This is a genomic window from Pseudomonas sp. DR48 (genome assembly GCF_019823085.1).
Taxonomy (GTDB): domain Bacteria; phylum Pseudomonadota; class Gammaproteobacteria; order Pseudomonadales; family Pseudomonadaceae; genus Aquipseudomonas.
In genome coordinates this window covers 6964399-6978612 of the sequence record NZ_CP081946.1, presented here as the reverse complement: position 1 = coordinate 6978612, position 14214 = coordinate 6964399, and the positions used below count along the sequence as shown (strand labels likewise).

The 14214-nt window shown below is 58.7% G+C and carries 16 protein-coding genes; 11 read left to right on the top strand and 5 right to left on the bottom strand.

Annotated features, from left to right (window positions below; genetic code table 11):
* Positions 1–18: 18 nt before the first annotated feature.
* Together K5K95_RS31660 and K5K95_RS31655 are read right to left on the bottom strand one after the other, a co-directional pair.
* Entirely contained in the window at positions 19–240 is a 222-nt protein-coding gene (locus K5K95_RS31660) for a hypothetical protein (RefSeq protein WP_222587707.1), read from the bottom strand.
* 195 nt (positions 241–435) lie between these two features.
* Positions 436–804, bottom strand: a complete 369-nt coding sequence (locus K5K95_RS31655; protein WP_222587706.1) for a hypothetical protein — start codon at positions 802–804, stop codon at positions 436–438.
* A gap of 245 nt (positions 805–1049) precedes the next feature.
* Between K5K95_RS31655 and K5K95_RS31650 the strand changes: the two genes are divergently transcribed.
* Positions 1050–1868, top strand: coding sequence for a shikimate 5-dehydrogenase (locus tag K5K95_RS31650; protein ID WP_222587705.1), 819 nt, complete (start codon positions 1050–1052; stop codon positions 1866–1868).
* A 56-nt stretch (positions 1869–1924) separates the two neighbouring features.
* Here the strand turns inward: K5K95_RS31650 and K5K95_RS31645 are convergent, their stop codons facing one another.
* Entirely contained in the window at positions 1925–2569 is a 645-nt protein-coding gene (locus tag K5K95_RS31645; RefSeq protein WP_222587704.1) for a YceH family protein, read from the bottom strand.
* 303 nt (positions 2570–2872) lie between these two features.
* On the opposite strand from K5K95_RS31645, the gene K5K95_RS31640 reads away from it, so the two are divergent.
* The 7 genes from K5K95_RS31640 to K5K95_RS31610 all read left to right on the top strand — a co-directional run bounded on the left by K5K95_RS31640 (position 2873) and on the right by K5K95_RS31610 (position 9394).
* The gene (locus K5K95_RS31640) at positions 2873–3850 is read left to right on the top strand and encodes an NAD-dependent epimerase (protein WP_222587703.1); all 978 of its coding nucleotides are present in this window, start codon (positions 2873–2875) and stop codon (positions 3848–3850) included.
* A 44-nt stretch (positions 3851–3894) separates the two neighbouring features.
* Positions 3895–4635 (top strand): glycosyltransferase, encoded by a 741-nt coding sequence (locus K5K95_RS31635; RefSeq protein ID WP_222587702.1) that lies wholly within the window; start codon positions 3895–3897, stop codon positions 4633–4635.
* Positions 4632–4910 carry a lipid-A-disaccharide synthase N-terminal domain-containing protein gene (locus K5K95_RS31630; RefSeq protein WP_222587701.1) on the top strand — a complete coding sequence of 93 codons (279 nt, stop codon included), beginning with the start codon at positions 4632–4634 and terminating at the stop codon, positions 4908–4910. The genes K5K95_RS31635 and K5K95_RS31630 overlap by 4 nt, the downstream gene beginning before the upstream one ends.
* 3 nt (positions 4911–4913) lie before the next feature.
* Positions 4914–6422, top strand: coding sequence for an ArnT family glycosyltransferase (locus tag K5K95_RS31625; protein WP_222587700.1), 1509 nt, complete (start codon positions 4914–4916; stop codon positions 6420–6422).
* An 8-nt stretch (positions 6423–6430) separates the two neighbouring features.
* Positions 6431–7372, top strand: a complete 942-nt coding sequence (locus K5K95_RS31620; RefSeq protein WP_222587699.1) for an SdiA-regulated domain-containing protein — start codon at positions 6431–6433, stop codon at positions 7370–7372.
* A complete protein-coding gene (locus K5K95_RS31615) occupies positions 7372–8790 on the top strand; it encodes an ArnT family glycosyltransferase (protein ID WP_222587698.1) in 1419 nt (472 codons plus the stop codon). Before K5K95_RS31620 ends, K5K95_RS31615 begins: the two co-directional genes overlap by 1 nt.
* Positions 8791–8884: 94 nt before the next feature.
* Complete coding sequence (locus K5K95_RS31610) at positions 8885–9394, top strand: DUF1993 family protein (protein ID WP_090185926.1); 510 nt, start codon at positions 8885–8887, stop codon at positions 9392–9394.
* 77 nt (positions 9395–9471) lie between these two features.
* On the opposite strand, the gene sstT is transcribed toward K5K95_RS31610, so the two are convergent.
* Positions 9472–10704 (bottom strand): serine/threonine transporter SstT, encoded by a 1233-nt coding sequence (gene sstT, locus K5K95_RS31605; protein ID WP_222587697.1) that lies wholly within the window; start codon positions 10702–10704, stop codon positions 9472–9474.
* A gap of 279 nt (positions 10705–10983) precedes the next feature.
* Here sstT and K5K95_RS31600 point away from each other — a divergent pair, with 279 nt between their 5' ends.
* Positions 10984–12138 (top strand): MFS transporter, encoded by a 1155-nt coding sequence (locus K5K95_RS31600; protein ID WP_222587696.1) that lies wholly within the window; start codon positions 10984–10986, stop codon positions 12136–12138.
* A gap of 4 nt (positions 12139–12142) precedes the next feature.
* On the opposite strand, the gene nhaR is transcribed toward K5K95_RS31600, so the two are convergent.
* Positions 12143–13042, bottom strand: coding sequence for a transcriptional activator NhaR (gene nhaR / locus K5K95_RS31595; protein ID WP_208669109.1), 900 nt, complete (start codon positions 13040–13042; stop codon positions 12143–12145).
* Between the two features lie 134 nt (positions 13043–13176).
* Between nhaR and K5K95_RS31590 the strand changes: the two genes are divergently transcribed.
* Both K5K95_RS31590 and K5K95_RS31585 read left to right on the top strand, forming a co-directional pair.
* Positions 13177–13419 carry a hypothetical protein gene (locus K5K95_RS31590; RefSeq protein WP_222587695.1) on the top strand — a complete coding sequence of 81 codons (243 nt, stop codon included), beginning with the start codon at positions 13177–13179 and terminating at the stop codon, positions 13417–13419.
* 28 nt (positions 13420–13447) lie between these two features.
* On the top strand, positions 13448–14197 hold the full coding sequence (locus tag K5K95_RS31585) for a TerC family protein (RefSeq protein ID WP_222587694.1): 750 nt from the start codon (positions 13448–13450) through the stop codon (positions 14195–14197).
* Positions 14198–14214 lie beyond the last annotated feature (17 nt).

The following is a 14214-nucleotide window of genomic DNA, read 5'->3' as shown; positions in this document are numbered from 1 at the left end:
GCGCACCGCTGTTGCTTCTCACCACTCATCAGGTCGAGCGTTAGCTCGCCTTGCGCTTTTGATCTTGATCTTGATCTTGATCTTGATCTTGATCTTGATCTTGATCTTGATCTTGATCTTGATCTTGATCTTGATCTGCCCCGTCGGGAGGCCGAACGCAGGTTCTGCGTAGTGGGCAACCCGGCATGGATGCCGGGTTAGCCGCCCCCGGCCATGGATGGCCGATGGCGGCGGGCCCACGGAGCAGGACCGGAGTGAGGGAATGCCGAGCCACAGCGAGGCACCGTACGTCAGGGGCGCAAGCGCTTGGTTACTTGGCGCTTTTCCAAGTAACCCGCCGTCAGGGCGGAACCAATAGCCGCCGTTACCCAAGAAACGGATATGCCCCCAACCTCAAAACTATCTTAAGTGAACACCATTACGCTGATGAGCCTGTTACCAGCGGCCATAACCGTGAGGAGGACCGTAGTAACCGCGTGGTGGGCCGTAATAGCCACGTGGCGGTCCGTAGTAAACCGGCGGAGGTCCGTAGTAGACCGGTTGCTGCACGTAGACCGGTGCCGGCTGGTAGTAAACCGGTGGCGCCGGTTGCACGTAGACAGGTTGCGGCTGCGCGTAAACCGGTTGTTCCACATAAACAGGCCGGTTGCTGTTGATGATGGCCGAACCGACGATGGCCGAGCCAACGATCGCGCCAAATACCGCTGGACCTTGCCAACCGCCACCGCCGCCATGGGCTTGCGCTTGCCCTGCGATAGCGAGTGCGCCAATCAGCAAAGCTACTGTGGGGATTTTACGGATCATGATAATTCCTCGGTTCTTCGACCCGGCGCTTGGGTCTGCAATAGACCCAAGGATTGTCGCGGGGATACATCTAAGACAGCGTTTTTTTCAAAATCAGCACAGCCGATTGGTAAATTTTGTGTAAGGTCTGTACCGGTTTGCTGACTGTCCGGCGCTACCTTGTGCGGACCCGCCGTTATGATCGAATACAGCGGATGGAATGGCTAATCCCGTCCATCTGAAAGTGCTATTGAAGGAGAAGTTTCATGCAGATGAACCCCAACAGAGACACCCGGTTATGCATGTCGCTTTCCGGGCGCCCCGGTAATTTCGGCCTCCGGTTTCACAATCATCTGTATGAACAATTGGGCCTGAATTTTTATTACAAGGCCTTCAGCAGTCAGGATTTGCCGGGTGCGGTCGGCGGTATACGGGCATTGGGGATTCGCGGTTGCGGAGTGTCGATGCCGTTCAAGGAGGCGTGTATCGCATTGGTTGATGAGCTGGACGCGTCCGCCGCGGCCATTCAATCGATTAACACCATCGTCAACACCGACGGCCACCTCAAGGCCTACAACACCGATTACATCGCCATCGCGCAATTGCTCGACACCCACGCAGTGCCCAAGGACTCGACTTTTGCCCTGCGCGGCAGCGGCGGGATGGCCAAGGCCGTGGCCAGCGCGTTGCGCGATGGCGGCTATAAAGATGGCCTGATCGTCGCCCGTAACGAACTCGCCGGGAGTGCGCTGGCGCAGTCATTGGGCTATGAGTGGCAGGCGGAACTGGGTAGCCGGCGCCCGCAAATGCTGATCAATGTCACGCCGATTGGCATGAGCGGTGGCCCGGAGGCCGATCAACTGGCCTTTGATGCTGAAACCATCGCTGCAGCCGAGACGGTCTTCGATGTCGTCGCGATCCCCTCGGAAACACCGCTGATCGTACGCGCACGTGCCGAAGGCAAGCGGGTGATCACCGGGCTGGAAGTGATTGCGATCCAGGCGCTGGAGCAATTTGTGCTGTACACCGGCGTACGTCCGACCGAGGAACAGTTTCAAAAAGCGGTGGAGTTTGCCCGTAGCTGACCCGACTTGCCCGCGAATGCCGCGCTCGTTCGCACGCCTGGATCTTTATCATCGGGTTATTCGAGGCGGGCCAGGCGTTCTTCCAGCGCTGCAATTCGCGCTTCGAGCTCTTCGATTCGCTCAATCGACACGCCACCTGCGCCACGTTCTGACGGGTTTTGCCGCGCGGCGAGGATGGCTTCGATATCCGCCGGATCACCCAGGGCGTGCATATAGCGGTCTTCGCGCTGCCCGGCCTGACGCGGAATCAGCAGGGCCAGGCCACGAGCAATCAAACGCTCCAGTTGATGCACGACCTGTTCGGCGTCCTCGAATTCATGCATGCGCCCGCTGCGGGTCAGTAGCTCATTGACCGTCTGCGGGCCACGCAGGAACAGCAGCCCCGTCAGGATCACCTGCGCCGGCACCAGTTCCAGCGCCTTGTCGACCTTATGCTCCCAGCGGTCGGCGCGACTGCCCATGACCAATTTGGTGAAGCCTCGGCCTTCGAGCGCGCGCAGGCTTTGGCCGACCTGGCCCTGAGTGAGGTTCATTACTGGTTCGCGGCTGGTTTTCTGGTTGCAGGCGATCACCAGAGCATTGAGGGTCAGTGGGTAGGTTTCCGGGCTGGTGGCCTGTTTTTCGATCAGTGACCCCAGAATCCGGATTTCCGTGCTGTTGAGCCGAGGCTCGTCAAACGTCGTCTCTTGCTCGATACTCATGATGCTGCATCCTTACCCGATTCATATTGTTTAATCCGCTGGCGAGCACTTTAGATCGGCGGGCGCCGATGGCAACCAAATTTGTTGCTTCTGCTTGCCTAAAGCCATGAAATCTACATAATTCGTTAACGTTTTTTTTACAATTCTGCGGGCACCGTATGCGGGGTCGCGGGCCTAACCGCACAAGGACGCGGGCCCCGGCATATCGACGATGCCACGGGTCTGTGACTGCACTCTGGAGCAAGGCATGAAATTGACGTTGTCATTGTCCCCCGATAATGCGCTTATCGGCGGGGCCTCGCTATGACCATTCTGGTCACCGGCGCCGCTGGTTTTATTGGGTATCACACGGTTCAGCGTTTGTGCCGGGAAGGTCTTGAAGTCGTCGGTATCGATAATCTCAACGATTACTACAGCGTCGAACTCAAACAGGCTCGGCTCAAGGAGCTGGAGGCATTGCCGGGCTTCCACTTCCAGAGACTGGATATCGTCGACAAGCCCGCCTTGATGGCGCTGTTCGAGGAGCGTTCATTCAGCCATGTCATTCATCTGGCAGCCCAGGCAGGCGTTCGCTACTCGCTGGACAACCCGGATGTGTACGCGCAATCGAACCTGACCGGTTTTCTGAATGTGCTGGAAGCCTGTCGGCATCATCGGCCCGAGCATTTGATTTATGCATCCAGTAGCTCGGTGTATGGCACCAATGGCAAAATGCCGTTCTGCGTTGAAGATGCCGCCGACCATCCGATTTCCCTGTACGCCGCCAGCAAACGCGCCAATGAGTTGATGGCGCACAGCTACTGCCATCTCTATGGGATGAAAGCCAGCGGCCTGCGGTTTTTTACTGTTTATGGTCCTTGGGGGCGTCCCGACATGGCGCTGTTCAAGTTTACCGAAGCGATCCTCAAGGGCAGGCCGATAGACATCTACAACCAGGGTCTGATGTCGCGTGACTTCACCTACATCGATGACATCGTAGAAAGCATCGCCCGTTTGCGTACCCGACCGCCGCTGGCGCAAGGGTCCGCTGAGGGCGCTAACCGGATTTTCAACATCGGTCGCGGTGAGCCGGTCGCGCTGCTGGACTTCATCGATTGTCTGGAGTCCGCACTGGGGGTGAAAGCCGAACGCAATTTCCTGCCAATGCAGGCAGGTGACATGGTCAAGACATGGGCCGATGTTTCGGCCTTGTCCAACTGGGTCGACTACAGTCCACAGGTCGCCGTTGAAACCGGCGTCAAAGAATTCGTGAAGTGGTATCGCCACTTTTATCAGGTGTAATTCGTTCGCCCTTGATAAAAAAACCAAGGAAAAAGAGGGCCTGTATGAGCCATGACATTTTTGTATCCGTGCTGATTCCAGCAAAGAATGAAGCAAACAACCTGGTGCCTTTGATTGAGGAAATTCGTGTTGCCTTGGCCGGTGAACGTTATGAAATCATAGTCGTCGATGATGGCAGCACCGATACCACGTTGCAGGAGCTGGGGCAGATCAGAAATGCTGGCTTGAGCGAATTGCGTATCCTGCATCATGACCGTTCGCTGGGCCAAAGTACCTCGCTCTACCACGCGGCTCAAGCTGCTCGTGGGCAATGGCTGGCCACACTCGATGGTGATGGTCAGAACGATCCGGCGGACATTCCCGGGATGTTGGCGCTGGTGCGCAGCCAGCACGGTGTCGCCGACCTGCAACTGGTCGCCGGGCATCGGGTCAATCGTCGTGATACGGCAAGCAAGCGCTGGGCGTCGCGATTTGCCAACGGCCTGCGTCGCCGCCTGCTCAGGGACGACACGCCCGACACCGGTTGCGGGTTGAAAGTGATCGAGCGTGCGGCGTTTTTGCGCCTGCCGTACTTCGACCATATGCATCGGTTCATTCCTGCGCTGATCCAGCGCCAAAACGGCCGAATGGTCGTCCATCCGGTCAACCACCGGGCCCGTACCGCCGGGGTGTCCAAGTACGGCAACCTCGATCGTGCGTTGGTAGGCATTCTCGATCTGTTCGGCGTCTGGTGGCTGATCAAGCGCACCCGGCTCAATACCGATGCCCAGGAGGTTCAGGAATGAATCTCTCAAGAGAAACGTTGTGGCTGGTGGTCGGGTTTACCGGCCAAATCGCTTTTACCGGTCGTTTTGTCTTGCAGTGGCTGTACAGCGAATACAAGAAACGCAGTGTGATCCCGGTGAGCTTCTGGTACCTGAGCATCGTCGGCAGCACCTTGCTGCTTTTTTATGCGATTTACCGACAAGACCCGGTGTTCATCGCCGGTCAGGCGTTCGGTTCCATCGTCTATTTCCGCAACCTGCAATTGATTGCGAAAAGCAGGCACCCGAAGGAATAAATCATGCGCAGATCCCTTTCCCCCCGGGTTGAATGCCTGGGCTTGATGCTGCTTGCTTTCTTGTTGATCGGTGCGGGACTGGGGCTGCGTCAGCCTCTGAACGTGGACGAGGAACGCTTCCTCGGTGTGGCGCTGGAGATGCTGCATAACGGTTCGTGGCTGATTCCTCACCGTGCCGGGGAGATCTACGGGGACAAACCGCCGATTTTCATGTGGGCGGTGGCGTTCTTCACCTGGCTCACCGGCAAACCTGATATCGCCCTGTACATCCCCGGCCTTTTTTCGGCCGTGACGGTCACCGCCATGGTCTACGACCTGGCCCGCCGGTTATGGAATCAGCGCATCGGTCGCACAGCGGCGCTCTTGTACCTGGCCACCTATCAGACCTACAGCATCCTGCGCACCGGCCAGATCGACAGCTTCCTGATTCTGTTCACGTCCCTGGGCATGTACGGGTTGGCGCGTCACTTGCTGGTCGGCCCGGCCTGGCGCTGGTTTTACGTGGGATGCGCCTCGATGGGCATTGGCGTCATTACCAAAGGGGTTGGCTTCGTTCCGGCGCTGATGCTGATTCCGTATGCCTATGCGGTGCGCAAAGGCTGGTCGGGTGTGGTGGCCATGCCCGGCGAAGCGCGCAAGTGGTCTCTGGGCTTTTTGGTCTTTTTGGGCGCAATCGCCATCTGGTTGCTGCCCTTGGCCTTGTCCATCGTGCTCAATGGCTCGGCTGACGAGGTGGCGTATGCGCGCGAGATCCTGTTGCGCCAGACTGCGGGGCGCTATGCCGCTGCGTGGGATCATCGAGAGCCGTTCTGGTACTTCTTCGTCAACGTAATTCCCCAATACTGGTTGCCGCTGTTCCTGGTCCTGCCGTGGCTGGTACCCGCCTGGCGCAGGCAGCTTGCCAAGCGTGACGGTCGAGTGCTGGTGCTGCTTGGCTGGGTAGCGCTGGTCGTGCTGTTTTTCTGTCTGGCCAGTGGCAAACGCAAGTTGTACATCTACCCGGCACTGCCTGGGTTGGTGCTGGTCTCGGCGCCGCTGATTCCCTGGTTGCTCAAGCGCTGGTTCGCCAAGCGCCCGCGCGGACGGCGGATTTTTCAGGCGGTGGTGGTGAGCTGGTTCGTGCTGTGGTTCGCCCGTGGGTTTATCGAACCGATGAAGGACGGCGCCAACCCTCATAAAGAAATCATGGCGCAGGCGGCGACCATGACGCACGGGGCTGACCTGGTAATGGTCCAGTGGCGCGAAGGTCACTGGTTGTACGCCCGCCAGCCGATCGTGCATTTCGGGATGGCCAGCTCCACCGTCGAGCAGGCCGCGCAGTGGCTGCGTGAACACCCTCAGGCCTACGCATTGGTGCCGGACGAGTTGCTGGAGCAGTGTTTCAACCCCCAAGGCGCACATGAACTCGGCGAGACATCCCGTGCAGAGTGGTCGATCGTTGGCGCCGATGCCGATAACGGCAAATGTCACGCAGTACAACCGGACCACGTGTATCGCTTTACTTGGAATTAAGGAAGAGCATGAGCAAACCCTGGAAGGTAGGAGTGATCGTTCTTGTTGTTGCGTTGGCGCTGCTCTTCGCGGTTTGCCTACGGTTTTCCTGGCACTCGCAGTTGTATGGGCACTGGCACAACAAGTGGTACGGCAATCAGGCCCCGGACAAAAATATCTGGCTGCCGGACTACCGGTCGGTTATCGACGCCAAGCCACTTCCCGGCGTGACCAATTTGTCGGGCATTGCCTATGATTTCGATCGTGGGCGCATGCTCGGTATTACCAACGGCGAGCCCATGGAGATTCTGGCGTTGAGCCGTGACGGTGATGTGCTTGAACACTATCCGCTGATCGGGTTTCAGGACGCCGAGGGCATCGCTTACATCGGCGGCGGACGCGTGGTGATCGCCGACGAAGTGAAGCAGCAACTGGACATCATCACCTTGCCGGACACCCCGGGCCCCCTCCACGTGAAGGACGCCAGGTTTCTCGCCATCGGGGTCAACCTGAGCAACCACAACAAAGGGTTCGAGGGCGTGACCTATGACGTGGCCAATGATCGCGTCCTGGCGGTCAAGGAGCGCGACCCGCGGCAGCTGTATTCGGTCACGGGCATGCTCGCCTCCCTGGGTGGGTCATTGCAGATTCGCATTGATGACCTGACCTCATGGGTGGATCGCAGTGTGTTCAGCCGGGACCTTTCCGAATGCTTTTACGATCCGCGAACAGGGCATTTGCTGATGTTGAGCGAAGAGTCCAACAACGTGACCGAACTGGACGAAAAGGGTAATTTCGTCAGCATTATGTCCCTGCTAAGCCTGGCGGGCGACCTCAAGAAAAATGTGCCGCAAGCCGAAGGCATGACCATGGACGCAGATGGCGAGCTCTATATCGTCAGCGAGCCCAACCTGTTCTATCGGTTCACAAAAGCGAAAGGCACTCTGGGAGTTGGTGCGGAGAAGCTTTGATGAAGTTGGATTACAGTCGATTTTTGACCCGTAATGTCACCTTGCTCGTCGTTATTGCCATCGTGTTGTTGTTTTTCTGGGGCCTTGGCAGTGTGCCGTTCCTCAGCGTCAACGAAGCTCGCCGGGCCGTCACCGTCCGTGAAATGCGCGAGGCAGGGAGCTGGCTGCTGCCATACATGAACGGTGAGCTGTACCTGTCCAAGCCACCGTTCTTCTATTGGGTCGGTCTGTTGTCGACAGGCATGCTGGGCAGTTTGTCCGAGTGGAGCGTGCGCTTGCCATCGGCCCTGGCTGCGACGATGTGCTGCATCGGTATTTACCTGTATGGCACCCGTCTTGCCGGACATCAGGCGGGCTTGCTTGCGGCGGTGTTCCTGGCCGCCAATGGCGCGTTCAGCCTGTTTGCCCGCCGCTCTGAAATCGAGATGTTTTTGACCCTGCTGTGTTTCGGCGCGTTGTTGGCGGCCTGGCAGTATGTCTTCAGTCAGGGCCGAATCGGCTGGAGTCGACTCAGCTACGTACTGTTGGGGTGTGCGCTGCTGACCAAGGGGCCGGTTTGCCTGTTGTGGGTAACGGCACCGATTCTGGCTTATGCCCTGATCTATAAAGATTCCCGCGCCAAGGCCTACCTGTGTGATGGCTGGGGCTGGGTCATTGCCGTAGTGCTGGGCAGCTCCTGGTATGTGGCGGTGTCTTTCAGTCAGGGGTGGGGCATTTGGGCGTCGATCATCAGCGAAGACATCGTGAACAAAATCGACGGGCAGGGTGCCGAGGCCTGGTATGCCTATCTGCTGTACCTGGCCGGTGATTTCTTTCCTTTCTGGTTGATTGTATTTGTGCGGCCTCGAGCGTTCTGGGCGCTGATTCGCTCGCGTCGTGAAGCGGGCATGTTGCTGTGCTGTTGCCTGCTGCCATTGCTGGTTTTTTCCATGTTCACCGAGAAACACGGCAAATACCTGTTGCCGGTTTACCCGGCTATCGCGCTGCTGCTGGCGCTGCGCTGGACCGGGTTGCTTGAAGGCGCGAAAGGGCGTTGGCGGGTGGGCCTGGCCACGGTGCCTTACATCACGCTGGCCGGGTTTCTGGTGTTTTATGTGTTCATTGAAGGGCAGGTGCTGGCGCATCGGTTCGGCGGGCTTGAACAGGTAGCCACTCTGGCGGCCAGGCAACCGGATCAGAAAGCCTACAGTGTTGGTGAGCCGGACATTCGCCTGGTCTATTACATGGGCCGGCCCGTGGAAGCACTCACGGTTGCAGAGGTGAACGAGGTGAAACAATCGGACGCGCGACTATTCGTTCAGGAGCCGCTGCCGCCTGAGCTGCAGGACCTGGCGTCGTGCAAGATCGGCGAGATCGAACCGTATCTCAAGCCGGGTCGTTCGGCGTTACTGCTCCGACTGGGGGCTGATTGCCGTTGATCCTCAATTGGACGCCGGATAAAAGACCCGCCGCAAGCGCGGTGCATCGTTATAATCGACCCACGATTCACTCCTGTCATCACACGAGACTGCCATGACCATTTCCCTGTACGACGCATCGGTTCCGGTTTTCAAACAAATGCTCAATGCCCTGAGCGACGTTCTGAACAAGGCCGAAGCCCACGCCACCGCCAAGAACATTGACCCAAACGCCTTCCTGCAAGCGCGTCTGTACCCGGACATGTTCCCGCTGGTGCGCCAGGTGCAGATCGCCGTTGATTTCGCCAAAGGCGTTTCCGCACGCCTGGCCGAGGTCGAATTGCCGAAGTATGACGACAGCGAAACCACCTTCGCTGAGCTGCAAGCCCTGATCGCCAAGGTTCTGGCCTTCATCGGCGAGATCAAGCCAGAGCAGATCAATGGCAAGGAAGGCATCGAGATCATCACCCGTCAGGGCACGCCGAAAGAGAAGCGCTTCACCGGCCAGGCCTACCTGCTGACCTACGGTCTGCCGCAGTTCTTCTTCCACGTGACCACTGCTTACGCACTGCTGCGTCACAACGGTGTGGAAGTGGGCAAGCGCGATTACATGGGCGCGTTCTAAACCGTCCAGGCATTAAAAAGCCCGCCAAGGTGCAAACCTTGGCGGGCTTTTTTGTTTTTCCCTGTGGACGCGAAGTATCAGGCCAGGCGCTGCGCTTTCTGTTCTTCACCCAGGCACGCGGCAGCCGTGAAGAGCACATCTGTGGAAGAGTTCAGCGCCGTCTCCGCCGAGTCCTGCAATACGCCGATGATGAAACCGACCGCCACCACCTGCATGGCGATTTCACTCGGGATGCCGAAGAGGCTGCACGCCAGTGGAATCAGCAACAGCGAACCGCCGGCCACGCCAGACGCGCCGCAGGCACAGATTGCCGCAACCACGCTCAGCAGGATGGCGGTCGGAATGTCGACGGCGATGCCCAGTGTGTGGACGGCGGCCAGCGTCAGCACGGTAATGGTGATCGCCGCGCCGGCCATGTTGATAGTGGCGCCCAGCGGAATCGAGACCGAATAGGTGTCCTCGTGCAGGCCCAAGCGCTTGCTCAATTCCAGGTTGACCGGGATGTTCGCCGCCGAACTGCGGGTGAAAAATGCGGTGATACCGCTTTCCCGCAAGCAGGTCAGTACCAGCGGATAGGGGTTGCGACGCAGCTTCCAGAACACAATCACCGGGTTCATCACCAGCGCCACGAACAGCATGCAGCCCAGCAACACGGCCAGCAGATGCGCATAGCCGATCAAGGCACCGAAACCCGAGGTGGCGAGCGTCGACGCCACCAGGCCGAAGATCCCCAAAGGCGCGAAACGGATGACCAGGCGCACGATCAAGGTCACGCCATTGGACAGGTCGCCCAGCACTTCGCGAGTCGTGTCACCGGCGTGGCGAATGGCGATGCCCATGCCGATTGCCCAAGCCAGAATGCCAATGAAGTTGGCGTTCATCAGCGCGCTGACCGGATTGTCGACCACACTCAGCAGCAGGCTTTGCAACACTTCGCCGATGCCGCCCGGCGCGCTCACCGCGACGTCATGCGTGGCCAGTACCAGGCTCGACGGGAACACGGTGCTGGCAACGACTGCCACGACGGCGGCGGCAAACGTACCGAGCAGGTACAGAAACAAAATCGGCCGGATATGGGTTTCCTGGCCGTGCTTGTGGTTGGCGATCGAGGCCATGACCAGCACGAACACCAGGATTGGCGCGACGGCTTTGAGTGCCGACACGAACACTTTGCCGATGAACGCGGTGGACTTCGCCACGTCCGGCGCGAACAACGCCAGGGCAATCCCGGCGATCAGGCCGATGACGATTTGCGAGACCAGGCTCAAGCGTTTCAGGCGTTGCAATAGCGAAGGGGATGAAGCAGTCATAAAACGGCATCTCTGATTATTAGGTGCGGGGGTGTCGCGACATCAATGCCACTGAATGGCCGATGAACAGGGTGTACGTATCGCGGGGCGCGGACTTTATCACAGGGTGCGCTTGATCCTTCAGACCTGTGACGATCTGCCGCCCGCGTGATCAACGAGATAGGCAGGTTCGTGCAACCCTGATTGGAAACACTCTGTTAAGATTCGCCATCCTCATTTTCAAGTCATGCCAGTGGGCCCTCGGGTTATCGCTGGTGTCGTCGTTTTCTGGAGTTCTGCATGTTGTTGCCCATTCTTCTGTTGTCCGCTGCGGGTTTTACCGTGCTGACCACGGAATTCATCATCGTCGGCCTGCTGCCGGCGATCGCTCGAGACCTGGACGTCAGCATTCCTCAAGCGGGATTGCTGGTGACCTTGTTCGCTTTCACCGTCGCCGCGTTCGGGCCGTTCCTGACCGCGTACTTCGCCCGTTTCGAGCGGCGCAAACTGTTCATCTCGGTGTTGATCATGTTCGGCCTGGCGAACACCCTCGCCGCATTTGCGCCGAACATCTGGGTGATGGCCATTGCCCGCTTGATCCCGGCGCTGGGGTTGCCGGTGTTCTGGGCGCTGGCCAGTGAAACGGCGGTGGACATCGTCGGGCCTGATTATGCCGGGCGCGCCATCGCCAAGATCGGCTTCGGTATTGTCTGCGCCACGGTGTTCGGCATTCCGGTCGGCACGCTGATTTCCGACGCGTTCGGCTGGCGCAGTGCCTTCGGCATTCTGGCGGTGATCGCGTTTGCCAAGGCGTTGTTGCTGTTCGTTTACCTGCCGAAGACCAACCTGCATCAACATCAGGTGAGCTTTCGTTCGCAATTCAAGATTCTGCGCAGCCCGTTGATGGTGGGGCATGTGTTGCTGTCGATCCTGGTGTTCAGCGGCATGTTCACCGCTTACACCTACCTGGCTGACATCCTTGAACGCCTGGCCGGATTCAACGGTACGGTGGTCGGCTGGTGCCTGATGGGCTTCGGCGCGGTCGGGCTGATCGGCAACTCGCTGGGCGGCCGCGCGGTGGATCGTAATCCGCTGATCGCGTCCATGATGTTCTGCGCATTCATGATCGCCGGCATGGTGGCGTTGGTGCCGAATATTCATTCGCCACTCGGCCTGGCGGCGGCGATGGGCATTTGGGGTGTGACTCAAGCGGCTTTGTTCCTGGTCAGCCATGTGCGCTTGATGAAGGCCGCACCCGAGGCGCCAGCCTTTGCCGCCTCGCTGAACATTGCCGGGGCCAACCTCGGGATCGGCCTGGGCGCGATGGTCGGCGGACGCGTGATCGACAGCGTCGGCCTGGGCGGGCTGGGTTTTGCCGCCGCCGCGTTCATCCTGGTGTCGATTCTGCTGGCGATGGCGCTGATGACCATGAAGCCACGCGAAGTCTGCGCCTGAGGCTTCAATCGTCGGTGAACAGCTCGCGTCGGGCACCTTCGGTAATGGCGACAATGCCAGGGTGCTTGACCTTGCGTTCCACTGAAATGGCGTAGAACGACTCGGTCACCGCGTCGGTCTGGCCAATCAACTCCACGCCGTATTGGCGTTTCACTTCATCGGCAATCACGCTCGGGCCAATGAAAATCCCGCTGCCCGATTGACCGAATGCCTGCATCAGCGCGCTGTCGTCGAACTCACCGACGATGCGCGGCTGGATCTGCTGCTCGGCAAACCAACGCTGCAAGCGACTGCGCACTACGGTTTCCGGCCCGGGAATCAACAACGGTGCGCCGTGCAGGCTGCGCGGGAAGTCCTGGCCATACTGCGCTGCCAGTGCCGGGGTCGCGAAAAAACTGATCCCGCATTCTCCAAGCTTCTGGCTGTAGCCCTTGATGTCGAGGTGCGAGGGCATCGGGCTGTCGGAAATCACCAGGTCCAGGCGCTGAATCGCCAGGTCGGCGAGCAGGCGTTCGAGTTTGTCTTCTCGGCAGGTGATGCGCAGCGGCTCGCTCAATTCCATGGTCGGCGCAATCAGACGATAAACGATGGACTTGGGCACCACGTCGGCCACCCCAACCCGGAACAGAATCTGTTGTTCGTTGGGCTGCGCCCGCAGCATCAACTCCAGTTCGCCACCCAGTTGAAACATTTGCTCGGCGTAAGGCAGCGTCTGGCGTCCGGCCTCGGTGAGTTCCAACTGCCGGCCGACGCGCCTGAACAACTCGATGCCGTAGGTCTGTTCGAGCAAGGAAATCTGTCCGCTGATGGTTTGTGGCGTCAGGTTCAGTTGCTCGCAGGCGCGCACGATGCTGCCGGTTTTGGCGACCACCCAGAAGTAATGCAATTGTCGGTAGTTGAGCATGACGACCTACAGTTCGTAAAAACCGAAGTATAACCGCTGAAAATACGAATTTTCCTGAAGTGTTTGCCTCCCTAGAATGCCTCGCTATCGACGGGCCATTAGTTCGGTCCGGTTTGTACTATCGAGGAAGTCACATGAAGCTTAAAACCACGGCGCTGCTGATCACGTCTTTACTGGTGCTGGCCGGTTGCGAACAGGCCGAGAAAAGCGCTCACCAACTGATGGGTCAGGCTGCCGAAAGTGCAAAACAGGCGATCGATGACACCCACAAGGCTGCCGAGCAAGCGATCAGTGATGCCACGGGTGGCCTGATCAGCAAGAAAGAGCCATCGCGCGAAGACAAGCAGAAAGTCGAATCTTCGTCCCAGGAAATCTAAACCGTCTACAACGAGTCAGGACTGACCCATGGAATACCTTTTAGAACTTGCTGCAAGCCCCACCGCCTGGGTTGCCCTGGCCACGTTGATCGTCATGGAAATCGTGCTCGGCATCGATAATCTGATCTTCATCTCGATTCTGACCAACAAATTGCCGGAGCAGCATCGACAGAAAGCGCGACGTATCGGTATCGGCATGGCGCTGATCCTGCGACTGGGCTTGTTGAGCACCATCGCGTTCATCGTCCAGTTGACTGAGCCAGTGATCGATATCCTCGGCCACGCGTTCTCCTGGAAGGACATGATCCTGATCGCCGGCGGCCTGTTCCTGTTGTGGAAGGCGACCACCGAGATCCATCACAGCATGGACCCGGCGCCGGAAGACTCGAAGTCCGCGACCTCGACTGTGACCCTGGGGTTCGCGGCTGCGATCGGGCAGATTCTGATGCTGGACATGGTGTTCTCGATCGACAGCATCATTACTGCTGTCGGCATGACCGAGCATTTGCCGATCATGATCATCGCGGTGGTGGTGTCGGTGCTGGTGATGTTGCTGGCGGCTGACCCGCTGGCCAGGTTCATCAACGACAACCCGACGGTGGTGATGCTGGCGCTGGGCTTCCTGATCATGATCGGCATGACGCTGATCGCCGAAGGCTTCGGTGCCCACGTACCGAAAGGCTATGTGTATGCAGCCATGGCGTTCTCGGCGACGATCGAGGCTTTGAACATGATGTCGCGGCGCGCCAGGCAGAAGCGCATTGTCGCTGAAGCTTAATCGCCGATAAACGAAAC